Origin of the sequence: Nocardiopsis sp. TSRI0078 (assembly GCF_001905145.1) — a bacterium.
Lineage (GTDB): Bacteria > Actinomycetota > Actinomycetes > Streptosporangiales > Streptosporangiaceae > Nocardiopsis.
Window position 1 is genome coordinate 64,142 of the sequence record NZ_LWLB01000010.1, and the last position, 26,982, is coordinate 91,123.

General features: G+C 75.6%; 23 protein-coding genes. 5 read left to right on the plus strand and 18 right to left on the minus strand.

Annotated elements, in window-relative coordinates:
- Positions 1-28: 28 nt before the first annotated feature.
- From A6A08_RS10005 to A6A08_RS10030, 6 genes are all read right to left on the minus strand, one after another.
- Complete coding sequence (locus A6A08_RS10005; RefSeq protein WP_143181736.1) at positions 29-2,257, minus strand: TIGR03986 family CRISPR-associated RAMP protein; 2,229 nt, start codon at positions 2,255-2,257, stop codon at positions 29-31.
- Positions 2,254-3,006, minus strand: a complete 753-nt coding sequence (locus A6A08_RS10010; protein WP_073702278.1) for a hypothetical protein — start codon at positions 3,004-3,006, stop codon at positions 2,254-2,256. The genes A6A08_RS10005 and A6A08_RS10010 overlap by 4 nt, the downstream gene beginning before the upstream one ends.
- Entirely contained in the window at positions 3,003-4,631 is a 1,629-nt protein-coding gene (locus tag A6A08_RS10015; RefSeq protein ID WP_073702279.1) for an RAMP superfamily CRISPR-associated protein, read from the minus strand. Before A6A08_RS10015 ends, A6A08_RS10010 begins: the two co-directional genes overlap by 4 nt.
- Complete coding sequence (locus tag A6A08_RS10020) at positions 4,628-6,460, minus strand: hypothetical protein (RefSeq protein ID WP_073702280.1); 1,833 nt, start codon at positions 6,458-6,460, stop codon at positions 4,628-4,630. The genes A6A08_RS10015 and A6A08_RS10020 overlap by 4 nt, the downstream gene beginning before the upstream one ends.
- Before the next feature lie 190 nt (positions 6,461-6,650).
- Positions 6,651-7,334, minus strand: coding sequence for a hypothetical protein (locus tag A6A08_RS27530; RefSeq protein WP_073702281.1), 684 nt, complete (start codon positions 7,332-7,334; stop codon positions 6,651-6,653).
- Positions 7,331-9,292 carry a hypothetical protein gene (locus tag A6A08_RS10030; RefSeq protein ID WP_378699902.1) on the minus strand — a complete coding sequence of 654 codons (1,962 nt, stop codon included), beginning with the start codon at positions 9,290-9,292 and terminating at the stop codon, positions 7,331-7,333. The genes A6A08_RS27530 and A6A08_RS10030 overlap by 4 nt, the downstream gene beginning before the upstream one ends.
- A 150-nt stretch (positions 9,293-9,442) precedes the next feature.
- On the opposite strand from A6A08_RS10030, the gene A6A08_RS27945 reads away from it, so the two are divergent.
- On the plus strand, positions 9,443-9,619 hold the full coding sequence (locus A6A08_RS27945; RefSeq protein WP_158069273.1) for a hypothetical protein: 177 nt from the start codon (positions 9,443-9,445) through the stop codon (positions 9,617-9,619).
- A 133-nt stretch (positions 9,620-9,752) separates the two neighbouring features.
- On the opposite strand, the gene cas6 is transcribed toward A6A08_RS27945, so the two are convergent.
- The gene (gene cas6, locus A6A08_RS10035) at positions 9,753-10,709 is read right to left on the minus strand and encodes a CRISPR system precrRNA processing endoribonuclease RAMP protein Cas6 (protein WP_083609041.1); all 957 of its coding nucleotides are present in this window, start codon (positions 10,707-10,709) and stop codon (positions 9,753-9,755) included.
- A 70-nt stretch (positions 10,710-10,779) separates the two neighbouring features.
- Positions 10,780-11,316 carry a DUF1697 domain-containing protein gene (locus A6A08_RS10040; protein ID WP_073702298.1) on the minus strand — a complete coding sequence of 179 codons (537 nt, stop codon included), beginning with the start codon at positions 11,314-11,316 and terminating at the stop codon, positions 10,780-10,782.
- A gap of 184 nt (positions 11,317-11,500) precedes the next feature.
- On the opposite strand from A6A08_RS10040, the gene A6A08_RS10045 reads away from it, so the two are divergent.
- On the plus strand, positions 11,501-12,478 hold the full coding sequence (locus tag A6A08_RS10045; protein ID WP_073702283.1) for a hypothetical protein: 978 nt from the start codon (positions 11,501-11,503) through the stop codon (positions 12,476-12,478).
- A gap of 58 nt (positions 12,479-12,536) precedes the next feature.
- Here the strand turns inward: A6A08_RS10045 and A6A08_RS10050 are convergent, their stop codons facing one another.
- Together A6A08_RS10050 and A6A08_RS10055 are read right to left on the minus strand one after the other, a co-directional pair.
- Complete coding sequence (locus A6A08_RS10050) at positions 12,537-14,330, minus strand: cation acetate symporter (protein WP_073702284.1); 1,794 nt, start codon at positions 14,328-14,330, stop codon at positions 12,537-12,539.
- On the minus strand, positions 14,327-14,770 hold the full coding sequence (locus A6A08_RS10055) for a DUF485 domain-containing protein (protein ID WP_073702285.1): 444 nt from the start codon (positions 14,768-14,770) through the stop codon (positions 14,327-14,329). Before A6A08_RS10055 ends, A6A08_RS10050 begins: the two co-directional genes overlap by 4 nt.
- A gap of 564 nt (positions 14,771-15,334) precedes the next feature.
- Here A6A08_RS10055 and A6A08_RS10060 point away from each other — a divergent pair.
- A complete protein-coding gene (locus A6A08_RS10060; RefSeq protein ID WP_073702286.1) occupies positions 15,335-15,613 on the plus strand; it encodes an Lsr2 family protein in 279 nt (92 codons plus the stop codon).
- 170 nt (positions 15,614-15,783) lie between these two features.
- Here the strand turns inward: A6A08_RS10060 and A6A08_RS10065 are convergent, their stop codons facing one another.
- From A6A08_RS10065 to A6A08_RS10095, 7 genes are all read right to left on the minus strand, one after another.
- Positions 15,784-16,884 (minus strand): GNAT family N-acetyltransferase, encoded by a 1,101-nt coding sequence (locus A6A08_RS10065; protein WP_073702287.1) that lies wholly within the window; start codon positions 16,882-16,884, stop codon positions 15,784-15,786.
- Between the two features lie 184 nt (positions 16,885-17,068).
- Positions 17,069-18,274, minus strand: a complete 1,206-nt coding sequence (hutI, locus tag A6A08_RS10070; RefSeq protein WP_073702288.1) for an imidazolonepropionase — start codon at positions 18,272-18,274, stop codon at positions 17,069-17,071.
- Positions 18,271-19,791, minus strand: a complete 1,521-nt coding sequence (locus tag A6A08_RS10075; RefSeq protein WP_199866896.1) for a formimidoylglutamate deiminase — start codon at positions 19,789-19,791, stop codon at positions 18,271-18,273. Before A6A08_RS10075 ends, hutI begins: the two co-directional genes overlap by 4 nt.
- A complete protein-coding gene (locus tag A6A08_RS10080; RefSeq protein ID WP_083609045.1) occupies positions 19,788-21,053 on the minus strand; it encodes an allantoate amidohydrolase in 1,266 nt (421 codons plus the stop codon). Before A6A08_RS10080 ends, A6A08_RS10075 begins: the two co-directional genes overlap by 4 nt.
- Before the next feature lie 96 nt (positions 21,054-21,149).
- The gene (gene hutU / locus A6A08_RS10085) at positions 21,150-22,808 is read right to left on the minus strand and encodes a urocanate hydratase (protein WP_073702289.1); all 1,659 of its coding nucleotides are present in this window, start codon (positions 22,806-22,808) and stop codon (positions 21,150-21,152) included.
- Between the two features lie 18 nt (positions 22,809-22,826).
- Positions 22,827-24,374, minus strand: a complete 1,548-nt coding sequence (hutH, locus tag A6A08_RS10090) for a histidine ammonia-lyase (RefSeq protein WP_073702290.1) — start codon at positions 24,372-24,374, stop codon at positions 22,827-22,829.
- Positions 24,375-24,478: 104 nt separating this feature from the next.
- A complete protein-coding gene (locus A6A08_RS10095; RefSeq protein WP_073702301.1) occupies positions 24,479-24,913 on the minus strand; it encodes a type II toxin-antitoxin system VapC family toxin in 435 nt (144 codons plus the stop codon).
- On the opposite strand from A6A08_RS10095, the gene A6A08_RS10100 reads away from it, so the two are divergent.
- Positions 24,883-25,644 carry an IclR family transcriptional regulator gene (locus tag A6A08_RS10100; protein ID WP_073702291.1) on the plus strand — a complete coding sequence of 254 codons (762 nt, stop codon included), beginning with the start codon at positions 24,883-24,885 and terminating at the stop codon, positions 25,642-25,644. The genes A6A08_RS10095 and A6A08_RS10100 overlap by 31 nt on opposite strands.
- Here the strand turns inward: A6A08_RS10100 and A6A08_RS10105 are convergent.
- A complete protein-coding gene (locus A6A08_RS10105; RefSeq protein WP_073702292.1) occupies positions 25,636-26,316 on the minus strand; it encodes a hypothetical protein in 681 nt (226 codons plus the stop codon). The genes A6A08_RS10100 and A6A08_RS10105 overlap by 9 nt on opposite strands.
- A 112-nt stretch (positions 26,317-26,428) precedes the next feature.
- On the opposite strand from A6A08_RS10105, the gene A6A08_RS10110 reads away from it, so the two are divergent.
- Entirely contained in the window at positions 26,429-26,686 is a 258-nt protein-coding gene (locus tag A6A08_RS10110; RefSeq protein ID WP_073702293.1) for a hypothetical protein, read from the plus strand.
- Positions 26,687-26,982 lie beyond the last annotated feature (296 nt).

Sequence of the window (26,982 nt, forward strand, 5' to 3'; positions counted from 1 at the left end):
CGGGGCGGCGGCCCGGGCGGGCCGCCCCTCACGTCCGGCCGGGCCGCCCGGCGTCGCGGAACCGCCGGGTCAGCGGGGGCAGCACCGGGTACTCGGCGAACTCGCGCAGCGACATCACCGCGGTCTCCTCCCAGGGCAGGCGGCCCCTCCACCGGCTGGCCAGGCACACGTCCACCGCCTGCTCCACCTCCCGCCACCGGTCGGGATCGGGCCCGCCCGGCAGCCGCCTGCCCGTCAGCGCGGCGCCGAACGCGTCCAGGAACCCCTGGACCCGGCTGCCGTCGGCGCGTACGACTCCGGCGACCGGGCCCGGGTCCAGGGCGCGGACGCGCCGGTCCACCAGGTACAGCTCCGGCCGCAGGTGCACGCTGCCCATGCCCAGCGACTTGCCCATACCGATCTTGTGGGCGTGCTCGGGGTCGGCGGGGTCTCCCCCGTCCACGGGGTTGTCGAGCAGCAGGGCGCGCAGCAGCACTCCGAGTTCGCCGTCGGTCAGGTTGGTGAAGATGACGCGGGAGTGGAAGGTGAGGCCGTCGCGGAGGGGGACGATGTCGCGCTGGGTGTCGCGGGGCGGTTCGGCCCGCGAACCGGGCGGCAGCACCGCCAGGCCCAGCTCCTCCCGGGCGCGCGCGTCATAGCGGACCGGGCTGCCCAGCTCGGCGCGGTGCCGGTGCAGGTACGTCTTGTACCCGCCCAGGCGCACCCGGCCCTCGTGCGACCACGTGATGATGTCGGGCCGCTCCCCCGAGGCCGCGTCGGGGCCCTGCACCAGGTAGTTGGCGAAGCAGCCCCGCTGGGGCGAGAGCAGTTGGACGCGCAGGGCCGCGCCGTCGGGGTAGTCGGGTTCGGGGTCGGTGCTCAGCGCGCTGCCGAAGGACACCCGCCCCTTGGAGGCGCCCGCCTCGCCCGCGAAGGTGTCGGTGTCGCCGAACAGGGCGCGGCACACGTCCACGGTGCGGCCCGCCAGCACGGCACGGTCGGGGTCCCCGTGCTGGGGGCCCAGGACGGGCGCGGGCAGGGCGCGGCGGACCGGGTTGTCGTCGCTGACGGCGATGCGGTAGCCGCCGGAGCGGCCGAAGGAGACCACCGCGCCGGAGGAGTCGAGGTCGAACCAGACCGGTTCGAGGCCGCGCCGGGGCAGTCCGCCGCCGCCGGCCCCGGCGACCGGCTCCCGCCCCGGGTCGGCCGGGCCCGTGCCGAGGGTGTCGGGGAAGGCGGCGCGCTGGTAGCCGGTGACCTGCTCGGCCGACTCGAACAGCTCCACCATGGCGTCGGGAACGCGCAGGCCCCCGCGCAGATCCGGGGGGCGGGGGAAGAGGTAGGCGTTGCGGCGCTCACCGGCGGCGACCCCGGTCAGGACGAGCAAGGCGTGCACCACGCCTCCCCCGCCGAGGCCGCGGGCCGAGGCGGCGCGGGCGTCGAGGTGGGCGCGCGCCTCCCCTGCGGTGGGCGCGACGGCGGCCACGCGCCGCTCCCCTGGCAGGTGGACCGCGTGCACCCACCGGTACTGCAGGTGTCCGTGCTGTTCGTGGGTGGTGGGGACGTAGGTGCTGCTCCTGGGCGGGTCGGGGAAGTCCTCGACCCCGAAGTCCCACGTGCGCAGGCTCTCGCGCAGGACCGCGAAGGGCACCTTGAGGGCCTGGCCGGGTTCGCCGGACAGGGCTGTGGCGGGGACCTCGACCACGTACCAGTGCCCGTCGGAGGCCGAGTGGAACAGGAAGCCCTGCTTGGTGCGCAGCCCGGCGCGGCGCCTCCGGTAGTGGGAGTGCTGGTGGGCCATGACCTGGCGGGCCCGGGTGGACAGGGCGCTGTCGGCGCTGTCGGGGTCGATGCGCACGGGCGCGCGGAAGAACAGCATCGGGGTGTTGACCGGGCCGGTCTCGCCGCTGGTGAGCATGCGCACGGTGTTGCGGACCAGGCCGCGCAGGGTGGAGCCGGGGATGGCGGGCAGTCGGCGGTCGCCGTGGGGGAAGCGCAGGGACGCGCTCACCCGGCCGCGCTCGGGGGTCTGGCCGACGAAGGCGGGGGTGAGCGTGGTCAGGGTCAGGTCGATCCACCCCGAGTGGGTGCCCGGCACCGTGCGGTCGTGGCTGCGCAGGAGATCGTCGGCGGAGTGGTCCCCGTGCAGGTCGAAGGCGGGCATGGGGGTGTCGGCGAGCCGCACCAGCCCGTAGGGCGCGGTGGCGTGGAAGCGGCCGTCCCGGTGCGCGGGAGCGGGCGCGCCGCCGGTTCGCGCGGCGGCCTCGCGCGGGTTCACCACGGGGTCCCCCTCTCCCCGGTCTCGTCGCCGGTGCCCACGTCGAACTCCGGTCCGGTCGGCTTCGTGCCCGTGCGCATACCGGTGAGCCGGTGGAAGGCCACCCCGACCGCCCCGGTGGCGGGGTCCTCGGCCCAGTACTCGCGCACGGTCAGCCAGGTGCCCGAGCTCTCCAGGGCGGCCCCGCCGTCGGCCCCGGGGCGCAGACGGCCGGAGAAGTCGGCCCACTCCACCGGGAGGACAGCGCGGGTGCCGGAGGGCTCCCGGGTCACCGCGAGGGGCACCTCGCCCTCCAGGGTGCGGCTGTACTCCGGGCCGTTCCAGCCCTGGAGGAGGAAGGAGCGGTCGCGCGGACGCAGCCACTCAGGGAGCGGTCCGGGCGCGTCGGCGCTGATCCATCCGGCCCCGGCGCCCTCGCCGACGCGGACCTGCGCGTGCGGGCCGAACACCAGGACCTCCAGGATCCGCCAGCGCTCGCCCTCCGGGCCCGGAGGAGGCACCTCGCCGATGGGCGGCTGGTCCGAGCGGCGCCACCTCCCGCCCGGGCAGGCGCCGGTGACGCGGCCGTCGCCGAGTTCGGCGAGCAGCCACTGGGGACGGCCGGGCGAGCCGGGGACGTCCCCGGTGCCCGTGTCGAGCAGGCGGCACCGCCGGCCCCGGACGAAGACGTCGGTGAGGACCTCGTCGACCTGTTCCCCGGTCAGGCGGTGGACGGCCAGGCCCCGCGGGCTCGGGGGGTCCTGGTTCACCGGGATGCCTCCTTCGTGCCGTCGTCGGGAGCGAGCGCGGTGCGCAGGGCGGCCAGCCAGCCGCGTGCGGCGGCGGCCTCCGCGCCCTCGGGTTCGAACACGGCGGCGAGCAGGTCCACCGTTCGCGGCGGGCCGCCGTCGCCGGGGCGGGTGGTCAGGCGGGCCCGGGTCGCGCTCAGGCGCCCGTTCCCGCTGCCCGCGCCCGCGCCGAGGGTGTCGAAGGGTACCGTGGCCAGCTCTCGCACGAGGAGGGTGAGCAGGCCGCGTACCGCGTCGTCGGGCTCGCTCACGTCCACGACCGCCTCGGCGCTGCCGCCGCAGTGCAGGTCCGTGGTGAACAGGCGGCCGTCGACGGCGTCACCGAACAGGGAGTCCACGGTCAGGCGGGTGGTGGTCAGGGGTGCGCCGCCGGTGAGGACGGGGATGGCGCGCAGCCGGATGCGGGAGGGGCGCGGCCGGCCGCGATGGTCGGTGTCGGCGCCCCACCAGCGCCCGTGCCAGTCCCTCCAGCGGTCGGGCGGGGCGCCCAGGTGTTCGGCGGCGTCACGGGCCAAGCGGCCGCCGATCCGTTTGAACAGGGCGAACAGCGCGGTGTCGCCGAGGACCGGGGCGAGGTGGAGGTCGGCCCGGTCCGGGTCGGCCACGGCGGGGCGGTGCCGGTGCGCCCGGTCCGCCTCGCCGATCCGCTCGTGGGCGGGGTCGTCACCGACCATGAGCAGCCCCGGGCGGAGGTCGCGCGCCGGCGGGACAGTGGGATCGGGCCGCTCGGCGACGACCAGGGTCAGGTGGAGTTCGTCGCGGTGGCGGCGGTCGGGCCGATCCGCGCGGGCGGCCAGGTGTGCGGCGGCCGCCGCGCGGCCGGAGGCGCGCAGGCCGTCGGTCAGGGCGGTGGCCAGGTCGGCCGGGGCGTCGGCGAGCGCGTCGGCGCCGTCCCTCCAGCGCCGGTCCCAGGTCCGGGCGTGGTAGGCGAACCAGTCGTCCTCGTCGGCGAGGTCGTGGCGGCGGGCCGCCCAGCGGGTGGCGCGGACGGCACCGTAGCCCCGGCCGGTGCGGCCGCCGACGCGGATCCCCGGTCCGGGGGCGCGGGGTCCGCCCAGGCCGTCGGCGGCCAGGAGCAGCAGGGTGAGCAGGCGGACCTCGTCGGCGGGGGCCGGCACGTGCAGGCGCATGTGCGCGGTGAGAACGGTGCCCGCCGGCAGGATCTCCCACCGCCAGACGCGTCCCGGCCGGACGGTGCCCGAGGCCGGGTCCACCCGGGTACCGGTCCGGACCGCGACCGCGGCTTCCCCGGGGAGTTCGGCGGGGGCGTCGTCCACGTCCAGGGCGCTCGTGGCGGGCGCGTCCCGGTCGGCGGCGGTGCCCGCCCGCGCGGCGCCCATGAGCGCGCGGACGCCGTCGGGGTCGCCGGTGCGTGCGGCGAGTTCGTGGCGCAGCAGTCCGGCCAGGGTGGTGGCGCGCAGGCGGGGCACGCCGGTGCCCGGGTCGCGGTCCACCCGCAGGTCCACGTCGCCCTCCTCGGTGTGGCGGGGAGCGGCCCGCGCGGCGCCGACATGGGTGTCGGAGAGCAGGCGCAGCCGGAGGGAGATCTCCCAGAGCAGTCCGGGTCCGCGGGGACCGCCGCTCACTCGGCGCCTCCCCCGTCGGGACGTCCCCCGTCCTGTTCGGCTCGCAGGACGCGGGCGGCCTCGGCCAGCCAGGAGGAGACCAGGGCCAGGGTGAGGCGGGGGGCGGCGCGCCCCTCCCAGTCGCGGGCCCGGGCGGAGAGGCCGCTGGGGTGGTCGCCGGACGGGAGGCCGTCGGACAGGGTGAGGTCCACGGCCGCGATCGCGCGGGCGTAGGCCGGGCTGTGCGCGGGGTCGGGCCTGTTGTCGGACCACCAGTCGGCGGCCGTGGACCCGGAGAGTCCCTCCAGCCAGGAGCGGACGGTGACGGTGCCCTGTCCGCCGGGGCGGGTCAGGCGTGCGCGGGCCAGCGCGCGTACGGCGCGGTCGTGCGGGAACCTGTGGGCGTCGGCGGAGTCGGCGTCCGCGTGTTCGTGCGTGTGCCCGGTGACGGTGCGTTCGAGGGCGGCGAGGGCGCTCTCGGGGGTGTGGCGGGGATGGACGGCGATCTCGTGCAGGCGGCTCAGCAGGTGGGGGGTGAGCGGGTACAGCAGGCGCGCCGACGCCCGGGCCAGGGCGCGGGCGTGGTCGCGGACGGGCTGGAGGGCGGCGCTCCACAGGAGCGCTTCGTGGAGGGCTCGCAGCTGGTCGTCCCACTCGGGGAGAGGGGGCGGCGCGGCGGGGACGGCCCGGCCGTCGGCGAGGGGGACGGTGCCCGGGGGCCGGCCCGCGAGGGGGGCGGCCACGGGGGCAAGGGGTCGGGGGCCGGGAGGGGGCGGGGGCAGCAGGGTGAACTGGCCGTGGCCGTCCACGACGCGCTCGCCCAGGGGGTGCGCCTCCAGGTCGCGGACCTGGTCGGCGGTCAGGTCGCGGTCCAGGCGCAGGCGGACCACCGCGCCCGGGAGGGCCGCCCAGCGCTGGGCCATGGGCCCCTGGTAGCCGCGGTGGTAGGCACCGACGAGTCCGGCCTCCACGTGGTCGGCCAGGACGTGCGCGCGGGTGCCGGGCAGGCGCCGGGCGAGGAGGTCGAGCACGGCGGGCACCAGGGCCCGGGGACAGGCCTGGCCGTCGGCGCCGACCAGCAGCGCCGGGGAGAGCAGGAGCAGGTCGACGGGGGTTCCGGCCGCCCAGGAGCGCGCGTGGACGGAGTCGACCCGGTCCGGTGACAGGAGCCGGCCGGGGTCGGCGGGGGCCACGCGGACACCGCCGTGGGCACGGGTGCCGCCGGAGCCGAGAGTGAGGGTGCCGTCGGCCTCGGCGAGGAAGTCCGTGATCTCCTCGGCGAGCCGCCTGAGGGAGGCGTGGTCGGGTGCGCGCAGCTGCCAGCGGGCCTCGAAGACCTGGCCGGGGTCGAGGCTGGTGGTGAAGAAGGGAACGCTCCGGTCGGCCCCGCCCGTACGGGAGCGGCCGAGGTACTGCTCGGCGGTGGCGCGCACGGCGGCGCGCAGGGAGCGGTCGGGGGTGAGGGGGTCGCGGACCGCACGGTAGGGCGTGGCGGGGTCGGTGTCACCGAAGACGTCGACCGCGGTGTCGCCGTCCTTTCCCGGTGTGTAGAGGTAGGCGGGGGCGGGGTAGGCGACGGCGGCCCGCCGGGAGGGGCGGGGGTCGCCGTCCGGTTCAAGCCGGGGGTGGGCGGGGGCGAAGCGGACCCGTTCGCCCCGGGCCACCCAGTCGTGGAGTTCGCGGTCGCGGCCCGCGCGCCGCAGGGCGGCGGCGAGCATGCCGCGCTGGGCGCGTCCGCCGATGGTGTGCTCGGAGTCGGTACGCAGCGGGTCTAGGGAGGTGCGCACCGCCAGGGTGTCGGTGAGGACGAGGCGCAGCGGCAGGTAGCCGCTCACCGCGAGGACGTCCACGGGCCCGTCCCCCTTCCGCGTTCCGGTGATCGGTGGCCGCACCGTGGTGTGCGCGCCGCCGGCACGGACGCGCCCGGGGGCACGGTGCGGGTACTGGATACGAGAAGTATTCATGTTCTCGCCGTGGCTCCGCATCCCCGCGGCCGGGGCACCGCGGGTCCGGCCGTCCTCGTGCCGGGTGGAGGAGGGTTCATACGGGGGAGACCTCCCGGTCCCCGCGCCTGTTCGCGGGCGCGGCCAGGCGCAGGGTCACGGCGTGCGGGTCGGTGTCGCCGGGTCCGGCCAGGCGCACGTCCACCCGGCCCCGACCGCGCGTGCCCCGCAGTCCGATCCGGGTGGTGGCCAGGCAGGCGCGGGCCAGCAGCCGCCAGTGCTCCTCGCCCGGCGGGGAGGCCCAGGTCAGCGCCGCCGTCAGGGTCAGTCCCGGAAGGAGTACCCGGTGGGTGCGCAGACGGCCCGGTTCGGGGGCCCCGTCCGGACCGACCCCGGTCCCCGACTCCAGGGCGGTGTAGGCGTCGGTGACCGCACGGCGCAGGGTGGAGCGCACCGGTTCGGCGCGGCCGGCGAGCGCGCGGGCGACCGCCGTGCGCACCTGGTCACCCAGGACGGCGTGGCCCACTCGCAGTATCCGGTCCGCTCCGTGGGAGCGCCCGCGGCCGAGGACCTCGTCGCGGGCCCCGGCGAGCCCGGGCGCCACCGCCAGCGCGCCGGCCGCACCGTCGCGCAGCCGCGCGGCGAGGCGGTGGCGGGGCAGGTAGGGCAGGCCGTGCCCGTCGGTGACCACGTCGGTGTCGGCGCCCGTACCGTCCGCGCTGGCCCCGACGAACAGCGCGGGCGAGGCCAGGTGCACCAGGACGCGGTCCGGGCGGCTCATCGGGGTCTGCTCCCCGGACGGGCCGCCCGGACCTGGGGGCCACCGGCCCCTGTCCGCCCCTGTGGTCGGGGCCGGTGGGGTGGGAGGGCCGCCGCCAGGCCGGGGTCGAGGTGCAGGTCCATCACCTCGACCGCGTCGAGCAGGCCGCCGGGTGTCCATCCCCGGGGCAGCTCGACGGGGGCTCCCGTCACACGGGCGCGGCGGGCGAGTTCGGGACCGGGGTCGGTACCCGACTCCAGCAGGGGGACCAGCGCGGAGACCAGCCAGCCCCGGTGGCGGGTGCCGCCCTCGGCGAGCAGGCTGCCCGGGGCGGTGGCGGACAGGTAGCGGTCCAGGAAGCGGGTGAACCCCGTCCCGGTCAGCGGCAGACCGGTCCGCGGGCCGGGTGCCCGGCGGGCCTGGTCGAGGCGGCGCAGCACCCGGTCGACCCCGTCGAAACGCGTCGTCCAGGCCACGGCGTGCTCGTCGGGGGCGTCGGGGGCGCCCTCCATGAGTCGGACGCGGTGCTCCTTGGCGCGGCGGCACATCGCCTCGCACAGGTCGTAGCCCAGCGACAGCGGCGCGCCGACCGGCTGGACGGCGATGCCCACTCCGACCGTGGGCACGAACGTGGTGTGCGCGGCGCCGTCGGGCCCGGTGACGGTACGGCCGCCGCCGGGGCGGTCGCCGTGGGCCTCGGCCAGCGCGCGGTGCAGGCCCACGCGGGGGTCGCGGGGGTCGCCGACGAGCGCGGGGGCGGCGTCCAGCCAGTCGATCGCGTAGCGCGCCAGGCTCAGGGCGAGCCGGGCGTCGCACAGGACGGTGAGGTCGTCCCCGGCGACCACGACGGGGCGTACCGGCACGTCCACGGGCCCGGGCGGCACGTGGTGGAGGGCGATGGGCCCGGCGGTACCGGTGCCGTGGATGAGGGGCCGCCGACCGGGCTCGGCGTGGACGGTGGCCGCCACGGCGTGGACCAGGGCGCGGGCCAGCCCCTCGACCAGCCCGAGGACGCGGGTGGACAGGCGCCGCTGGGCCAGCGCGCCGGAGCCGGGTACGCCGGGGTCCCCCGCGCGTTCGCGGTAGTGGCCCAGGATCGCGCCGAGGCCGTTGACGTCGATGTGCACGACCGCGACGCGGCTGACACCGCCGTGGTCGCGGCCCAGCCGGTCGACCTCCATCGGCAGGCTGAGGGAGGGCGCACCGGCGGCGGTGGCGGCGTCGGCCAGCCAGGCGGAGCCATGGGCGCGGTGCCAGCGGCGACCGATCCCCCGCGCGCGTGCCACGTCCGCGGCCACCCGTTCGTGGACGTCGTCGTGGCCGTCCTGGGCGCGGCTGGCGTCCACCGACTCGGCGGGGCCGCCGCTGACCGAGCACACGGCGGTGATCCCGTACCCGTGGGCGGGAGTGTGCAGGGCCGACATGTACCGCCGCGCCTCGCGCAGCCGCGCGGGCAGCACGGCCAGCGCCCCGTCCACCCCGGCCGGCCGCCCGGCCTCCCCGTCACGCTCCGACGTGGGCCCACCGCCGCACCGGGTGCGCCGCCAGGCCGCGGGTGCCCCGGCCTCGGTGGCCGGGGGCGCCCCGAGGGTCCGGGGCCACGGGAGCGGACCGTAGGGCACGTGCGCGACCACGGGGGTCAGGTCACCGGCGCGGTCACGCAGACGGCGGGTGTAGCGGGCGGTGAACTCGCGCGCCGAGACCGCGTCCGGGAAGACCGCCGTGAGCGCTCCTCCGGCGTCACGCAGCACCACGCAGTCCGGCGGCACCAGGTCGGCGATCCCGTGCTCGGCGTCGGAGGTGTCGGTCAGTTCCGCGACCAGGGCGGCGCGCCCGACCGCGTCCAGGATGCGCCTGCCGCTGTACACGTAGGCCTGGATACCGCGCAGGTCGACACCGACCACCACACCGCTGGACGGAGGCCTCCGCGCTTCCTGGCCGACTCCGGTGGGGCGGCGCCGCTGGGGGGTGCAGGTCACCGTGTCGGGCTCCTTCTCGGCGGGGTGTGCGGGGTCGTGGCGCGAGGCCGTACGGGGCCGTGCCCCCACCGACCCCTCTCGGACGGTGCGCCCCGGTGCGCTGTCCGAGAGAGCTGGATGCACAGACCCGCACCGGCACGGAGGTTCCCCATGATCCCGCACACACCCGAAGCGGTCACACGCCGGCGGCGCGATCCGTCCGCTCCCGGCACCGACGCACCGCCCCTCGCCCCCGGGGACCTCGTGCCGCACCTGCGCGGCCTGGCCCGCGCCCTGCGGGACCGGGGCGCGGACCGAACGGCGCGGGGACCGGCGTCCTCCCGGTGAGCACGCGCGCCGGTCGCCCGCCCGTCCACGGGGCGGGCGCCCGCGGTGGCGGCGGACCGGGCGGAGCCGACCGGGCACCGGCCCCCGCCCGCCGTCCTCGGGCGGGAACCGGTGGGTTCGCGGACCGGCCGGATCAGTCGAACAGGGTACCCCCGAACTCCTCGGCCTCGGCGACGGCACCGGCCCGGGTCCCGCCCACCCGCAGGGGGGCGCGGCGGGGCACCCGGCGCGGGTTCCGCCGGCGCCGGGCGGACACCTCGGCGGGCGCCCGGCCGCTGGTCACCGTGTCCACCCGCACCGAGCCGAAGCCCTGTGCGGTGTACTTGCCGACGCCGGTCAGTTCCAGCAGCTCCAGGAGCGCGGCGAAGGCGTCGGTGTGGCGGCGCTCTCCCCCGGCCAGCTCCAGGCGCAGCCCTCCGTGCCAGCCGAGTACGGTGCGGTTGTCGGCGTGGCGGTGCTCCGCCAGCCGCACGTCCTCTCCGGGCAGGGGTGCGCGGCGTACCTGGGCCAGGCCGTCGAACACGAGGTCGAGCCAGGACTCGGCGAGCGCGGTCGGCGCGAACCGGGCCACGGCGCCCACGGCCCCGCTGCCGCCGACGATCCCGCCTCCGGAGCGGTGCACGGCGCCGAAGAGGCGGCGCGGGCTGGGCCAGATGTGCGGGATGCGCTCACCGGAGGCGTCGCGGGTGGTCATGACGACGGGGGTCCGGCTGCGCACATCCGCCGAGCGCACGGCGCGGACACCGCGCGGCTCGGTGAGCATCCGGGCGTAGGTGCGGTCGAAGGTGCAGGTCGCCGAGAGCGGTACCAGCAGGTGGTCGCCGACGCGCTGCGGTTCGCCGACCAGCTCCTCCGGCGACAGCGGGGGCGGGACGTCGTCGTCCAGCCAGGTGAGCGTCCAGTGGTGCAGCCGGTCGCCCAGAGGCGAGGGCCAGCCGTTCATGGCCCACCGCTTGGCCGCCGTGTGCTCCTCCGGGGACTGCGGCCACCAGCGGTTGAGCAGCCCGTGGCAGTCCTCGGGTCTGATCGGCCGCGCCGTGTCCGCCAGGTTCCGCAGGATCACGGTCCACCGCCTCGGCACGGGCACCACCCCTTCGCATGGTCGTGGCAGCGGCCGACGCACGCCGCCGAGGACTCCTCTCGGACAGTCGCGGACGCGTTCAGCCCCCGGCCATCTCCAGCAGGCGCAGCACGGTGCGCCAGTTGCGGCCCGTGGTGGTCCCCTCGACGCGCCCGGCCACGAGGGCGGGCAGTCTGGCGTGTCTGAGCCCCTGCTCGTGGAGGGTGTAGACGTGGGAGCCGACCACCGCCATGCGCTCACGCGGATACAGGGACAGGTCGATCCCCGCCAGGCTCTCGGCGTCCGGAGCGGAGGAGCAGAACAGGACGAGGAACCCGGCGGGGTCGGCGACGTCGAGGGGGTTGGCGTCCACGGCGGCGCGCAGCTGCGCGCCGGTGCGCACGACCGTCGGCACGTCGAGCCCGAGCTCGGTGCCGATCGCGGCCCGCACCTCCTCCGCCACGGCGGCGGGATCCCTCTCCCCGGCGGTGAACACCGCGTTCCCGCTCTGCACGTAGGTGGCGACGTCGCCGTAGCCGAGCCCGCCGAGCAGGGCGCGCAGGTCGGCCATGGCGACGCGGCGGTGTCCGCCGACGTTGATCCCGCGCAGCAGCGCGACGTACCTGGTGCTGGTCATGCACGCCATTGTGCCCCTCCCCCGAAGGGCGTACAACTGTTCGAAGGGGGGCTGTGGGCGGCCGTGCCGCCCCCGTTCGCGGAGTCCCCGGGGCGGCGGGGGCCGTGTGTGCGTACGCTGGTCCACGCGTACGCGGAGCACCCGTCCCGACCGCTCCGCTCCCCGAACCGACCCCGGAGACACCGTGCCGCGTCTGAGCCACACCTTCGAGATCACCGCAGTGGACGAGGAGGTGGTCGCGCGGATCGTCGCCGCCCTGCACGAGGTCGCCCGGAGCTGCCGCTTCGACGGCCGCGGCTGGCTGCTCACCCCCGACGAGGAGGCCTGGGCGCGCCTGGAGCAGCGCGCCGACGAGCTCGGACTCGTCGGCCGCGAGGAGGCCGGGGAGCCGCGGGGCGGCGCCGGGACGCCGGCCGGGGACGACGGGTCGGCCGCGGCGGCCCCGGAGACCGCGCTCCAACTGCAGAGCGGACGCCATCTGGCGCCCCGCAGCCACTACCTCGTCGCCGAACTGTCCCCCGAGGGCGTGCCCGTCGACCCGGCCCGCGACACGGAGAAGGGCTGGAGCGGCACCGGCCTGACCATCACCTCCTGGGACGAGGCGGGCACCTCCTCGATCGACTTCGCCATGCCGGACACCGTCGGCACGAACGAGCCCCCCGTGACCTGGGGAACCGTCGCCCACGACGCGCGGGCCGGACTCCTGACCTGGACCGTGCAGGTGCGCGTGCCCGGGCGCGGCACCTGGCTTCGGTCGGCAGGAGGCACCCTTCGGTTCGACACGGGCGCCTGGTACACGGCGGTCGCGGAGGGCGGGGACCCTCCGGCCCGGCTGCACGCCACGCACGCCCTGGCCGACGTCCGCGCCTGGCTGGCCCCCACCGCCGGGCCCGACGGCCGGTGGTCGGTGGAGGCCGTGCTCGACGTGCGCGGCCGCGGCGTGCTCCGGCCGCTGGTGGCGGCGGCCTTCTGGGCGGTCACCGCCTCCTTCCGCAGGCAGGACAGGCGGGCCACCAGGCGGGGCGCGGGGGAGCCGACCACGCGCGAGCGCCTCGACCGGGCCGCGCGCTCCTGGGACCGGATCGCCCGCAACGCGCCGCGGATCCCCGAGCTGCTGCGCGAACTGGCACGGGCCATGGCGGAGGCGGGCCCCAAGCGCTGACTCCGGGCGGGCCGGGCGCTGCGGCCGGGATCCGCGTCCCCCTCCCCGGCCGGGGCGTTCAGTCCTGGTCGGCGCCCCAGCCGGTCAGGGAGCGCACCCGCAGCTCGGTGAACCGGGCGGTGTCGCGCTCGGACGAGAGCAGGCTGCCCACGACCGCGCACGCGAATCCGACCGGTACCGCCAGCAGCGCCGGGTTCTCCATCGGGAACAGCTGGATGTCGACCCAGGCGGGCAGCACCGACAGGTTCTCCCCGGTCACAGGGTCGGTCCTGCCCGACATCACCGGCGACAGCAGCATGAGCAGCAGGGTGGCCGACAGCCCGCCGTAGACGCCCCACTCCACGCCCCTGGTGTTGAAGCGCCGCCAGAACATGGTGAGCACGATGACCGGCAGGTTGGCGGCGGCCGCGATGGCGAAGGCCAGCCCCACCAGGAAGGCCACGTTCTGTTCCCGGGCCTGGACGGCCAGCAGGATGGCCGCGCCGCCGATCAGGCAGGCGGACAGGCGCGCCGCTCCCACCTCCTGCGACTCGCGCGGGCGTCCCCACATGAGGATGTGGCCGAACAGGTCGTGCGCCACGGAGGAGGACGAGGCCAGGGTGAGGCTGGCGACGACGGCGAGGATGGTGGCCAGGGCGACCGCCGACACCAGCGCGAGCAGCACGGCCGCGCCCACCGGGCCGGCGGTCAGCCGCCCCAGTTCCTCCGCGAGCATCGGCACGGCGGTGTTGCCGGAGGGGTCCATGGCCGCGATGCGCTCGGAGCCGACCAGGGCGGCGGCGCCGAAGCCCAGTGCCAGCGTCATCAGGTAGAAGACGCCGACCATGGTGATGGTGCGGTTGACCGACGTGCGCGCCGAACGGCCGTCGGGCACGGTGTAGAAGCGGATGAGGATGTGCGGCAGCGCGACCGTGCCCAGGACCAGGGCCAGCCCGAGGCTGACCAGGTCGAGCTTGTTGAACAGGGTCTGGGCGGGGTCGCCCGGCTCCTCCACCCCGAAGCGCAGTCCCGGTTCCAGGAAGGCCGGCCCGTGTCCGCTGGCCTGGGCCGCCCCGTCGAGCAGAGCGCGCGGGTCGAAGGAGAACAGGGCCAGCACCAGCACGGTCAGCAGCCCGGTGACGGACAGCAGGACGACCGCCTTGGTGATCTGCAGCCATGTGGCGGCCTTCATACCGCCGTACATGACGTAGACGATCATCAGCACGCCCACGAGCACGATCGCCCCGGTGCGGGCGTGGTCGGCGCTGACGCCCAGGAAGGTCCCGCCCTCGTGCAGGCCGAGCAGGACCGCGACCAGCGCGCCCGCTCCCACCATCTGCGCGACCAGGTAGAACACGCACACCGTGACCGTGGAGACGGTGCAGGCCAGGCGTACCCGCATCCGCCGCATGCGGAAGGCGGGCAGGTCGGCCATGGTGAAGCGGCCGGTGTTGCGCACCAGCTGGGCCATCGGCAGCACCAGCAGCCAGGCCATCAGGAAGCCGATGGAGTACAGGAAACCGTCGTAGCCCTGGAGGGAGATCATCCCGGCGATGCCCAGGAAGGAGGCGGCGGACAGGTAGTCGCCGGTCAGGGCGAGTCCGTTCTGGGCGCTGGAGAACCCGCGCCCGCCCGCGTAGAAGTCGACCGCGCCCCGGGTGGTGCGCCGGGCGCGGACGGTGATGACCAGGGTGACCAGGACGAACAGGGCGCACAATCCGACCGTCCAGGCGTGCGTGGCGCCGAACTGGCCTCCCGTGCCGCCGTCCAGGGTCTGCAGGAGGTCGGCGGCGGAGAACGTCCCCCCGTCTCCGCCCCGGGCGGTGCCGCCCCCCGTGGCGGCACCGCCCGCGGTCTCTCCGGTGGCGCTCATCGGCGGACCGCCGTCCCGTCGACGGCCTCCTCCTCGCGGGCCTGCTCCCGCAGTTCACGGGCGAGCGGGTCCAGTGAGCGCCCGGCCGAACGGCCGAACGCCCAGGCGAGGACGAACGTCAACAGGAACTGCCCGATTCCCATGGCCAGCGCCACGTTCACCGAATCGGCGATCCGCGTGCTCATGAAATCACGCGCGTAAGCCGAAAGCAGCAGATAGGAAAGGTAACTGAACAGGAATACCGCGACCAGCGCCCCGCTCCGGACCGCGAACCTCCTCCGGAGTCCCACGAAACGCGGGTCGACCGACATGCGGTCGCAGATCAGCGCCCTGTCGGCCCGGGCACGCCGTCGGCCCGCCACGGCCCAGCTCACCTCCGGGCCGGAGACCTCTCCCTGGTCACCGGCACTTCTGTACGTGCCCTCCAGATACTCGACCACGGTCCTCCCCCTGATCCTCGTCGAACACCGCTCCCCACGGCACCCGTGTCCCCGTGCGCGCCGGGCGGGATCCGCCACCGCCGCACACGGGCGGGAGGACCGAACCCGGCGGTTCCTCCCGGATAGGGCAATACCCTAGCGACGCCCTCCGCCCCGTGTTCGCCGAACAGGGGAATCGACGTACGGAAAAGATAGGGACCGAACCCGGGAAAAGGACGAAAAAGCGGAAAGCAAACACCCGGCGCCATAACGCTCGAACCGTCTTCCGCGCCCACTTCCCCTCTTCCACGTCCGCGCCGAAGGACACCCCGATCCTTCCGAACGGCACCGCGCGAAAGGCCGGGCGGCCGGCAACCGCCGGCGCCGCGCCCGCGCGCGGACTCCCTGGTCACCCCGTCACACGGATCGGACACGGGCGCACAGGCCTTCCGAAACTTCGCTAGGCTTCGGGGCGACCCCGAACCCGTGACGGAACGTCCGGCATGCAGCCGGTTCACGCTTTCGTACAGGTGTATGATTACGGGGTCCGCTCTGTTCACGCGATACCGAAGGGAAATCCCCGCCGTGGTCACCGAGGTCTTCACGCTCAAGTACTGCGACCCCCACGCCGTCCGTGAGGAGAAGGTCGAGGCGACTGAGGTCATCCAGTTCGCCTGGGAGGGCTCCGTCCGCGAGGTCGACGCGTGCGCCGACTGCTTCAAGGAGTACGAGGCCCGCCTGGAGCCCCTCGTCGACTACTCGCGTCCGGTGAAGAAGCGTCGCGCCACCAAGAAGGCCGCGGCCTCCGCGCCCGCCGAGGGCGCCCAGAGCGCTGACGGAACCGCGGGCAGCGAGTCCGCCTAGGAACTTTCCGGGGAGCGGGCTCCTTCCGTGCCCCGGGAACAGACCTCATCGCGTCAACCGCGAGCGGGGGCCGGCGCCATCCCGGTGGCGCCGGCCCCCGTTCCACGCGCGGGCCCCTCCCCGCGCCGCGGCCCGCGGCCACGGTGCGCCGGGCTTCCCCACCGCTTCCGTCAGCCCTGGCCCATCAGCCGCGCCAGTCGGCCGCCGCGCCGCACCCCGCCTCCCACCGCGTTCCGCAGCGCCCCCGCCACGGGCAGCCGGGCCTGCACGTACCCGCCTCCCGCATCCCGCGTACGCACCGACGCTCCGAGGCGGCGCATGATCCGCATCATCCCCGTGTTGGCCAGCGTGGTCTCCGCGCGCACCTCGGCCAGCCCCCAGTCGGCGGCGGTGACCGTCAGCGCGCGGGTCAGGGCGGTGCCCACCCCGCGTCCCTGCCAGGGGTCCTCCACCAGGAGGGCGATCTCGCCCACCCCCGGATCGAGGGTGTACATCAGGTGCCCGAGGGCGACCGGCTCCTCCTCGCCCGACGGGCGCACCATCAGGGTGAGGCCGCGCCCGGAGTCGCAGAACACGCGCAGCATGTGCGGGCTCAGCTCGTCCATGCCGGCGAGGTAGCGGTTGCGCACGGTCCCGGCCGAGCAGCGGCGGTGCAGGGCACTCAGCGCGGGCGCGTCGGTCTCCCGCACCTGGCGCAGGGACAGCTCCACGCCCTCGGCGGTGCGTACGGTCCGGTCCGCGGGAACCGGTCCGGCCGAGGGCATCACCGAGCGCACCAGCGCGTCGGCCCGGCTCGACTCGGTCCAGGTGAAGGGGTGCGAGGCCCGGCGTACCAGGACGCCCCGCAGCGGGCCCACCGGCACCAGCATGGCGGTACCCGGGTCCGCCTCCCCCTCGCCCCGGGCGTGCGTCAGGTTGGTCCAGTGCGCCTCGTCGGCCAGCAGCAGCTCGGCCAGGGCGTCGGGCAGCCGGTTGGGGTGGGACCGCAGCCGTTCGGTGAGCAGCAGCGCGCGGGTGACGTCGTCCCCGACCTCGCGCCGGTGGGCGGGGACGGCGGTCACCGTACCGGTGGGACTGTGCCCGGCGACCGTGCGCAGGGCGGCCCCGTGGTCGCCGGGCAGATCCACGACGAACTCGTCGACCACACCGGACACGTCGGTGTGCAGGGACAGGCCGACGATGTTCCCGCCGCAGCCCGCAAGGGCTTCGACGACCCGGGCGAGGCCGCCGGGGCGGTCATCGACCGCCGTCCTGATACGCCACAGGCTCACCGCGAACCTCCTGGGGGTCGGGGGCGGTGCCTCCGCCGCCGCGGAACGGCGCTGTACCGCGGCGGCGGACGCGCACCGACGTGACTCCAGGTTCGGTGCCTCAGGTTTCGGTGAGGTTAGGCGGCCGTTGAGTTCGTGAGGACCTTCGGCGATCCGCGCGTCGCACTCCGCCGCCCGCCCCGGTTCAGGGGCGTCCGGAGACCAGTTCCCCGTCCTTCCAGACCGCGGCGACCTGCGGCACGCCGGGGCGGTAGGCCAGGTAGAGGTGGTTGGGCGCGTCCAGCATGACCAGATCGGCGCGCGCTCCCGGGGCCAGGTGGCCCACGTCGGTGCGGCGCAGCGCCCGCGCACCGCCCGCGGTGGCCGCCCACACCGCCTCGTCGGGGGTCATTCCCATGTCGCGGACCGCGACCGCGATGCAAAAGGCCAGGCTGGAGGTGAAGCAGGATCCCGGGTTGCAGTCGCTGGCCAGGGCGACCAGGGCGCCGGCGTCGATGAGCGCGCGGGCGTCCGGGTAGGCCTGGCGGGTGGAGAAGTCCACGCCCGGCAGCAGGGTGGCGACCGTGGGCTCGGGGCGATCGGCGGCCTGGACCAGGGCGTCCACGTCCTCGGCGGCCAGATAGGTGCAGTGGTCGACCGAGGCCGCGCCCAGCTCGACGGCCAGGCGCACGCCCGGCCCCTCGCCCAGCTGGTTGCCGTGCACGCGGGGCAGCAGGCCGCGTTCCATCCCCGCGGTGAGGACGCGGCGGGAGGCCTCCTCGTCGAAGGCGCCGCGCTCGCAGAAGACGTCGACCCACCTGGCGTGCGGCGCGCAGGCGTCGAGCATGGGGCCGGTGACCAGGTCGACGTAGCCCTGGGGGTCGTCGGCGTACTCGGGCGCGACCACGTGCGCACCCAGGAAGGTGACCTCGTCGGTGACGCGGGAGGCCACGGCCAGGCAGCGCTCCTCGTCGGCGACGGTGAGGCCGTAACCGGACTTGACCTCCAGGGTGGTGGTGCCCTGGGCGCGGGCCTCGCGCACCAGGCGCCGGGCTCCGGCGAGCAGGTCGGCGTCCGCGGCCTCGCGGGTGGCCGCCACGGTGGTGCGGATGCCGCCCGCCGAGTAGGGCCGACCGCTCATCCGCGCGGCGAACTCGCGGCTGCGGTCGCCCGCGAACACGATGTGGGAGTGGCTGTCGACGAACCCCGGGATGACGCAGCGCCCCGCGGCGTCGACCCGCGCGTCGGCGGCGGGCGCCTGGGCGCGCGGCCCCGACCAGGCCACCCGGCCGTCCTCGATGACCAGGGCGGCCTCCCGGACCTCGCCCACGGCGCCCCGGCCCCGCGAGGGGTCGTTGGTGACCAGGGTGGCGATGCCGTCGACGAGGACGCTCTCGGGTACGTCGTTCATGCGTGCAGCTCCTTGATGGCCGTGTCGAGTTCGCGTGCGGTGTCGGGCACCAGGGTGTGGACGCCGTCGCGGACGGTCCAGCGCCCGTCGGCCATCACGTGCCGCACGTCGGCGGCGGTGGCCGCGAAGACCGCGGCGTCGGCGGCCCGGGCCGGGTCGGCCCCGGCCAGGCGGGCGCCGTCCAGGGGGACGTTGACCAGGTCGGCCCGTGTTCCGGGGGCCAGGGCACCGGCGTCGGGCAGCCCCTCGGAACGCGGAGGTTCCTGTGGAGGTCCTCCACGAAGCACAGGGACCCCGTGCGCGCCCGGCGTCCCGTGTTCGGCGCGGATCCATCCCAGCGAGGCGTGCCCGTGCGCGGTGGCGGCGTGCAGCAGCGCACCAGCACCCAGGGTGCCGCGGCGGTGGGTGCGCAGGCGCTCGTGGAGCTCGACCGCCCGGGCCTCCTCGAACATGTCCGTCACCACGTGCTGGTCGGTGCCCAGGCTGAGCGGGGCGGGCAGTAGGTCGCCGGTGCGCGGCAGGCCGTCGGCCAGGTCGCGCTCGGTCGTGGGGCACAGGCACACGGTGGCGCCGGACGCGCGGACGTTCGCGACGTCGGCGTCGGTCAGGTGGGTGGCGTGCACCAGGCTGGTGCGCTCGGTGAGCGCGCCCGCGTCGGCGAGCACGGCCGTGGGGGTGCGGCCGTGGGCGGCCAGGCAGGCGGCGTTCTCGGCGGGCTGCTCGGAGACGTGGACGTGCAGCGGGGCGTCGTGCTCGGCGGCGAACGCGGCGACGCCGGGAAGCTGCTCCGCCGGGACGGCCCGCACCGAGTGGGCGGCCGTGCCCGTGCGCGCGTGGTCGCCGACGGGGGCGAAGGCGGCCAGGCGGTCGGCCCAGCGGTCCGTGTCCCCGTCGCCGAACCGCAGCTGGGCTCCGGCCAGCGGCTGGTGGTCGCCGCGGGCGTCCAGGCCGCCGGACAGGTAGCACACGTCCAGCAGGGTGATCCGGATCCCGGCGTCGGCCGCCGCGGCCGCCAGGGCGTGGCCCATGGCGTTGGGGTCGGCGTAGCGGGCGCCTCCGGGAGCGTGGTGGAGGTAGTGGAACTCGCCCACGCAGGTGATCCCGGCCAGGGCCATCTCGGCGTAGACCGCGCGGGCGAGGCGGCGGTAGGTGTCGGGGTCCAGGCGGTCCGCCACCCGGTACATCGTCTCGCGCCAGGTCCAGAAGGACCCGCCGCCCGCGTGGGTGCGCCCCCGCAGCGCCCGGTGGAAGGCGTGCGAGTGGGCGTTGGCGAATCCCGGCAGGGTCAGCCCGGACAGGATCTCGGCGTCGGCGGGCGCCGGGACCCCCGCCTCCACCGAGGCGATCCGGCCGTCGGCCACCTCCACGAGCACGCCGTGCTCGGGGGTGCCGTCCCCGGCGCCGGTCCACGCCCACTCGCACCACACGCGGTGGTCACGCGCTCCCCGGAAGCGCCTGTCGCCCGTCGGACGCGCGCCCGGCGCGGTCCCCCCGGCCGTACCGTTCGTGGTGGTCACGGGCTCTCCCTCCCGACGGGGCGGGCGAGCAGGTCCTGGAGCACGTCGGCGAGGGCGAGCACCCCGGAGTGACAGTCCTCGGGACGTGCCCACTCCTCGGGGGAGTGCGACACCCCGGTCGGGTTGCGCACGTACAGCATCGCGGTGGGCACGTGGGCGGCGAGCACCCCGGCGTCGTGCCCGGCCCCGGTCGGCAGCACCGGGACCCGCGGGTCGGGGGCCCGGTCGGCGACCACGGCGGCCAGCCTGTCGCGCAGGCCGTGCGCGAACGACACGAGCGGGGTCAGGGACTCGTTGGTCATCGCGTGGTCCACGCCGTGTTCGCGGGCGGCCCTCTCCGCCGCCCCGCGCACCCCCGCGACGACCGCGTCGAGCGCGGCGCCGTCCGCGGCCCGGGCGTCCAGCCAGGCGCTGACCAGGGAGGGGATCGCGTTCGTGCCGTTGGGGGTGACCAGCGCCTTGGCGACGGTGGCACGGGCGTCGTGCTCCTCGGCCAGGGCCCGCGCGGCCAGGACCGTGTGCGCGAACGGCAGCATGGGGTCGCTGCGGTCGGCCATGCGGGTGGTCCCGGCGTGGTCGGCGCGGCCGGTGAAGTCCATCCGCCAGCGCCCGTGCGGCCAGATCGCACTGGCCACGCCCACCGGGTGGCGGGTGTCCTCCAGGGCGCGCCCCTGTTCCACGTGCAGTTCGACGAACACGTCCAGGTCCGCCAGGGCCCCGGGGTCGGCGCCGATGGCGTGGGGGTCGTGCCCGGCGGCCTCCATGGCCCGGGCCCAGGTGGTCCCGGAGGCGTCGGTGAGGCCGCGTGCGCGCTCGGGGGAGACCTCCCCGGCCGTCAGGCGGCTGCCCAGGCAGGGGACGCCGAACCGTCCGCCCTCCTCCTCGGCGAACACCGTGACGGCGAGAGGGCGCTCGGGGACGGTGCCGCGCCGCCGCAGCTCGTCCACGGCGGCCAGGGCGCTGACCACGCCCAGGGGCCCGTCGAAGGCCCCTCCACCGGGGACCGAGTCCAGGTGGGAGCCGGTGGCCACGGCGCCCGGGCCGGGCGCGCCCCACCAGGCCCACAGGTTGCCGTTGCGGTCGGCGCGCACGTCCAGGCCGCGCGCGGCGGCGGCCTCGGTGAACCAGGCGCGCGCGTCGGTGTCCGCGCCGTTCCAGGCGTGGCGGCGGTATCCGCCGCCGGGGTCGCGGCCCACGGGTGCCAGGTCGGCCCACATCCGGTCGAAGGCCTCGGGGCCGGGGACGGTGTACTGATCGCTCACAGGGTGTTTTCCCACGTCGGAACGGATGGTTTCACGTGCTCCGCGCTCTCGGGCGCGGTCGGCCGGGGCGCGGCGCGTACCGCGCCCCGGCGGGCCTCACTCGCCCTCGCGCATCGGAACGCGGATGCCGTGCTCCCGTGCCACGCGGTCGGCCTCCTCGTACCCGGCGTCCACGTGCCTGACGACGCCCATGGCGGGGTCGTTGGTGAGCACGCGCTCCAGCTTGGCGGTGGCCAGGTCGGTGCCGTCGGCGACGCTGACCTGGCCCGCGTGGATCGAGCGTCCCATGCCGACGCCGCCACCGTGGTGAATGGACACCCACGAGGCACCGGATGAGGTGTTGACCAGGGCGTTGAGCAGCGGCCAGTCGGCGATGGCGTCGGAGCCGTCCTTCATGCCCTCGGTCTCGCGGTAGGGGGAGGCCACCGAGCCGGTGTCCAGGTGGTCGCGGCCGATGGCCAGCGGCGCGGAGACCTCTCCGGAGGCGACCAGCTCGTTGAACCGTGCTCCGGCGGCGGCCCGCTCGCCCTGGCCCAGCCAGCAGATGCGGGCGGGCAGCCCCTGGAAGGCGACCCGCTCCCCCGCCATGCGGATCCACCGGGCCAGGTGCTCGTTGTCGGGGAACAGGTCCAGGACCGCCTGGTCGGTGCGGGCGATGTCGGCGGGGTCGCCCGACAGCGCCGCCCACCGGAACGGCCCCTTCCCCTCGCAGAACAGCGGCCGGATGTAGGCGGGCACGAACCCGGGGAAGTCGAAGGCGCGGGCGAAACCGCCGCTGCGCGCCTCGTCGCGGATGGAGTTGCCGTAGTCGAAGACCTCGGCGCCGGCGTCCTGGAAGCCGACCATGGCCTCCACGTGCGCGGCCATGGACTCGCGGGCCCGGGCGGTGAACTCCTCGGGCTTGGCGGCGGCCAGGCCCCGCCAGTCCTCGAAGGCCACTCCGGCGGGCAGGTAGGCGAGCGGGTCGTGGGCCGAGGTCTGGTCGGTGACCACGTCGATCGGGGCCCCTCGCGAGAGCAGCTCGGGGAAGACCTCCGCGGCGTTGCCGAGCACGCCGACCGACAGCGGGCGCCGCTCGTCGCGCGCCCGCTCGGCCAGTTCCAGGGCGTGGTCCAGGCTGTCGGCGCGCACGTCCAGGTAGCGGTGCTCGATACGGCGGTCGATGCGGCTGGAGTCGCACTCGACCACGATCGCGACGCCGTCGTTCATGGTGACGGCCAGCGGCTGGGCGCCGCCCATGCCGCCGAGTCCGGCGGTCAGGGTGACGGTTCCGGCCAGCGTCCCGCCGAACCTCTTGGCGGCGACGGCGGCGAAGGTCTCGTAGGTGCCCTGGAGGATGCCCTGGGTACCGATGTAGATCCACGAGCCGGCGGTCATCTGCCCGTACATGGTCAGGCCCCGGGCCTCCAGGCGGCGGAACTCGGGCCAGTTCGCCCAGTCCCCCACCAGGTTGCTGTTGGCGATGAGCACCCGGGGCGCCCACTCGTGGGTGCGCATGATCCCGACCGGGCGGCCCGACTGCACGAGCAGGGTCTCGTCGCCCTCCAGGTCGCGCAGGGACGCGGTGATGCGGTCGAAGCTGCGCCAGTCGCGCGCGGCACGGCCGGTGCCGCCGTAGACGACCAGGTCCTCGGGGTGCTCGGCGACCTCGGGGTCGAGGTTGTTGTGGAACATGCGCAGGGCGGCCTCCTGCTGCCAGCCCTTCGCGGACAGTGCGGTGCCGCGCGCGGCGCGGACGGTACGTGGACGACTCACGCGATTCTCCTTCGGGGGTCAGGCCAGCGGGGCGACGGACTCGGCGGCCTCGACCACCGAGCCGTCGGTGACCAGGGCGGTGGCGGCGTCGATCTCGGGGGCCAGGTGGCGGTCGGGGCCCGGGCCGGGGACCTTCTCGCGCACGGTGCGCAGCACGGCTCCGGTGGCCGGGCCGGGCTCCAGGGGCGAGCGCAGGTCCAGGGCGCGGGCCGCGGTGAGCAGCTCCACCGCCAGCACGCCGGCCAGGCCGTCCACGGCGCGGCGCAGCTTGCGGGCCGCCGACCAGCCCATGGACACGTGGTCCTCCTGCATGGCCGAGCTCGGAATGGAGTCGACGCTGGCGGGCACGGCCAGGCGCTTGAGCTCGGAGACGATGGCGGCCTGCGTGTACTGGGCGATCATGTGCCCGGAGTCCACGCCGGGGTCGTCGGCGAGGAAGGCGGGCAGGCCGTGGGAGCGCGACACGTCGAGCATGCGGTCGGTGCGCCGCTCGGCGATGGATGCGGTGTCGGCGACCGCGATGGCCAGGAAGTCGAGCACATAGGCCACGGGCGCGCCGTGGAAGTTGCCGTTGGACTCCACGCGGCCGTCGTCCAGCACCACCGGGTTGTCGATGACGCTGTCGAGTTCGCGCCCGGCCACGAGCAGCGCGTGGGCCAGGGTGTCGCGGGCGGCTCCGGCGACCTGCGGGGCGCAGCGCAGCGAGTAGGCGTCCTGGACGCGGTTGCAGTCGGGCCCGCGGTGGGAGGCCACGATCGGCGAGTCGGCCAGCATCAGGCGCATGTTGGCGGCGGAGGCGGCCTGGCCGGGGTGCGGGCGCAGCCGCTGCAGCTCCTCGGCGAAGACCCGGTCGGTGCCCAGCAGCGCCTCGACGCTCATCGCGGCGGTGATGTCGGCGACCTTGAGCAGGCGTTCCAGGTCCATACAGGCCAGTACGAGCATGCCGAGCATGCCGTCGGTGCCGTTGATCAGTGCCAGGCCCTCCTTGGCGCCCAGCTCCACCGGTCGGATGCCGGCCTCGTGCAGAGCCGTGTAGGCGGGGCGGACCTCGCCGGAGGCGTCGCACACCTCCCCCTCCCCCATCAGGGCGAGGGCCACGTGCGACAGCGGCGCCAGGTCGCCGGAGCAGCCCAGGCTGCCGTACTCGTGCACGACCGGCGTGATCTGCGCGTTGAGCAGGGCGGCGAGGGTCTCGGCGGTGGCGGCCTCCACACCGGTGTTGCCCGAGGCCAGGGTGCGCAGGCGCAGCAGCATCAGGGCGCGCACGACCTCGCGCTCCACCTCGGGGCCGGTTCCGGCGGCGTGCGAGCGGATGAGCGAACGCTGCAGGCGGGCCCGCAGGTCGGGGGCGATGTGACGGGTGGCGAGGGCGCCGAAGCCGGTGCTGACCCCGTAGGCGGGAACCTCGCCGCGGGCGAGGGACTCGACCCGCTCGCGGCCGTGCCGGAGGGCCTTGCGGGACTCCTCGGAGAGGGTGACGTGCGCGCCGCGGCGGGCGACGTCGAGGACCTGGGCCGGGGTGAGGGGGGCACCGCCGACGACGACGGAAGGAACTGCTGTGGACATGCCCCCATTTGATCGCCCATGAGGCCCCTGGTGAAGGGCTGACACGAGGGTTCCGTCTGACATGCCAGACAGCAGGGGCGCCTACCCGCCGGGCTCCCGCCCGGCTAACGGATGACCCGCACCTCACACCGCAGCCCCGGGGCGGAAACCAGACGGACATCCCCTGTCACAAGGGCACAGTCCAACGCCTCCGCCACAGCGACGTAAGCCGCGTCATACGCGGTGAGATCGGAACGGAGCTCCCAGATCCTGTCCGCCACACCTCCGACGGGCTCCACGTGCGCGATGGCCTGCAAGCTGCAGAGCTTGCGTGCTGCCTCAGCGTCGCTGACCGACACCCTCTTCCCGAGCACGAGTCCTCGCAGGGCGTTGAGGAACTCCACCCGTTGGTGGTTGGGGGCGTACCACTCGCTGTCAGCACCCAGAACCCGTCGCGCCATGGTCGTGGAACGCCCCGGCGCTCCGAGATAGAGGTCGATCAGGACGGACGTTGCGAGACAATCGGAGCATGAGCCTCGTTCCGGCGGCCACCCGCGCACTGCGCCTGCTGCGCTTCCTGGCGACCCGCCCGGGGCCGGTGTCGGCCTCGGCGATCGCCGCCGAGCTCGGTGTTCCCCGCTCCAGCGTGTACCAGCTGCTGGAGGCCATGGCGCAGGAGGGCTTCGTGACCCACCTGCCCGAGGAGCGCCGCTGGGGCCTGGGGGTGGCCGCGTTCGAGATCGGCTCGGCCTATCTGCGCCACGACGGCGTGGAGCGCCTGGCCCGTCCGCTGCTGCACCAGCTCACCGAGGCCACCGGTGCCACGGCCCACCTCGGCGTGCTGCACGGCGCCGACACCCTGTACCTGCTCAAGGAGCAGCCCCCGCACGCCCCGACGCTGATCACCGGGGTGGGCGTGCGCCTGCCCGCGCACCTGACGGCGTCGGGCCGGGCCATGCTGTCCCGGCTGCCTCGCGCGCAGGTGCGCGCCCTGTATCCGGACGCGGCGGCGTTCACCAGCCGTACCGGGCGCGGCCCGGCCACCCCCGGGGAGCTGCGCCGGGTGCTGGCCGAGGAGCGGCGCCAGGGTTGGTCGATCGAGGAGGGCCAGGTCACCGAGGGCTTCGTGTCGGTGGCCGCGGCCGCCACGGACCACAACGACCGTCCTGCGGCGGCGATCAGCCTGACGGTGCCCAGCGCGCGTCCGGTCACCCCCCAGGCGCTGGCCGGCCGGGTGCGCGACGCCGCCGCCGAGCTGACCCGGCGCCTGGGCGGGCACGCCTCAACGTAGCGGCGGGGTCCGCTCCACGACGGAGGGCAGGGGCGCGGTGCGCTCCACCATCCTGAGGATCCTCTCCTTGAGCTCCTTGGGCACCTGGACGTAGAACTGCGTGGGCGCGTCCACCGCCTCCAGTCCCAGGCTCTCGGCGTCCTCGGCCCAGTTGGGCAGCTCGGCGTCGGTGCGGTGGGTGTCCAGCACGAACTCGATGAAGTAGGTGAGCCTGCGGCCGCCGGTGTGCACCTCCCGGATGCGCCGGATCTCCGGCCAGGCGACGAAGGTCCCCTCGCCGGGGAACCACCACTTGCGTTCCTGCAGGACCGTGACGCCGTCGCTGTCGGCGCTGATGCCCTGCCTGGTGATGCGCTGCGGCAGCCCGCGCATCACGAACACGTTGCTCCCCGGGCCGACGAAGAACATGACCAGGGCCGCCGAGACCCACAGGGACACCGAGCCGACCGTGGTCTCCTCGCGCAGCACGTGCCAGAACGTGGACCCGAGGACCACGAGGAACCCCGCGGTGAGGGCGGCGGAGAAGTAGGCCGCGGTCATCCACATCCGCGCGTTCGGGCCGCGCAGGCTGACGTACCTGCGCAGGTGCGAGACGCTGCCGGGAGGCCGGGTCAGGTCCGAGGGGAGGGCGGGGGGCGCCGCGGAGGAGTCCGGTGGTTCGGGGGAGGCCATACGCCCATTCTTCCAACTCCCGCGCGTGGTCCGCGCGCAGGAGCGGCCGTCCGGCGGCCGTGGTCGGCCAAAGCGCGGGCGGCCGCGACCCCGGGCCGTTAGAGTCCGGTGCATGAGGCCGAACACGAACGAGTACGACACCGAACTGCGGGTGAACGGCGAGGTCGTCGTCCTGGACGGCATGCCCTACCAGGGACGTACCGTGCTTCCGGAGGGACCGGACCGGTTCGCCTGCCTGGAGCGCTGGGCCAAGGGGGTCGCCGAGATGCTGGGGGAGCCGGTGACCTGGCGCGCCGAGGAGAAGGGACAGCTCGCCGGGCGCGGAACGGTGCAGCCGGGTCCCGGGGCTCAGAACCGCCGGGCGCTCTGAGCTCCGCACTTGGCGCACTGGAACTTGCGGTCGTCGCCGAGGATCCAGTCGTGGTCCCCGCCGGTGGGGCACGTAGACATCGACACCATCTCCTCACAGGGGCTGTCGGGGGTACGTGGCGATCACTGTATTTCCCACCAACCACACCAGTCCCGAGAATGAGAAAGTTCGTCCCTGCGCTCACGTATGGGAGGGGTCGACCCCACCTCGTCCGGAGGGGGTCCCGGACACACGCGGGGCCCGTCGCGATCGCGACGGGCCCCGGCGAAAGCCTTGGGGGGCTAGGGCCTGTTTGG

What these genes read in the sequence shown, in the direction of transcription:
- A6A08_RS10110 (WP_073702293.1), top strand. Translation starts at nt 26,429, where the DNA reads ATGAGGCCGAACACGAACGAGTACGACACCGAACTGCGGGTGAACGGC.
- A6A08_RS10050 (WP_073702284.1), bottom strand. Translation starts at nt 14,330, where the DNA reads ATGAGCGCCACCGGAGAGACCGCGGGCGGTGCCGCCACGGGGGGCGGC.
- A6A08_RS27530 (WP_073702281.1), bottom strand. Translation starts at nt 7,334, where the DNA reads ATGAGCCGCCCGGACCGCGTCCTGGTGCACCTGGCCTCGCCCGCGCTG.
- A6A08_RS10100 (WP_073702291.1), top strand. Translation starts at nt 24,883, where the DNA reads ATGAGCCTCGTTCCGGCGGCCACCCGCGCACTGCGCCTGCTGCGCTTC.
- A6A08_RS10105 (WP_073702292.1), bottom strand. Translation starts at nt 26,316, where the DNA reads ATGGCCTCCCCCGAACCACCGGACTCCTCCGCGGCGCCCCCCGCCCTC.
- A6A08_RS10040 (WP_073702298.1), bottom strand. Translation starts at nt 11,316, where the DNA reads ATGACCAGCACCAGGTACGTCGCGCTGCTGCGCGGGATCAACGTCGGC.
- A6A08_RS27945 (WP_158069273.1), top strand. Translation starts at nt 9,443, where the DNA reads ATGATCCCGCACACACCCGAAGCGGTCACACGCCGGCGGCGCGATCCG.
- hutI (WP_073702288.1), bottom strand. Translation starts at nt 18,274, where the DNA reads ATGAACGACGTACCCGAGAGCGTCCTCGTCGACGGCATCGCCACCCTG.
- hutH (WP_073702290.1), bottom strand. Translation starts at nt 24,374, where the DNA reads ATGTCCACAGCAGTTCCTTCCGTCGTCGTCGGCGGTGCCCCCCTCACC.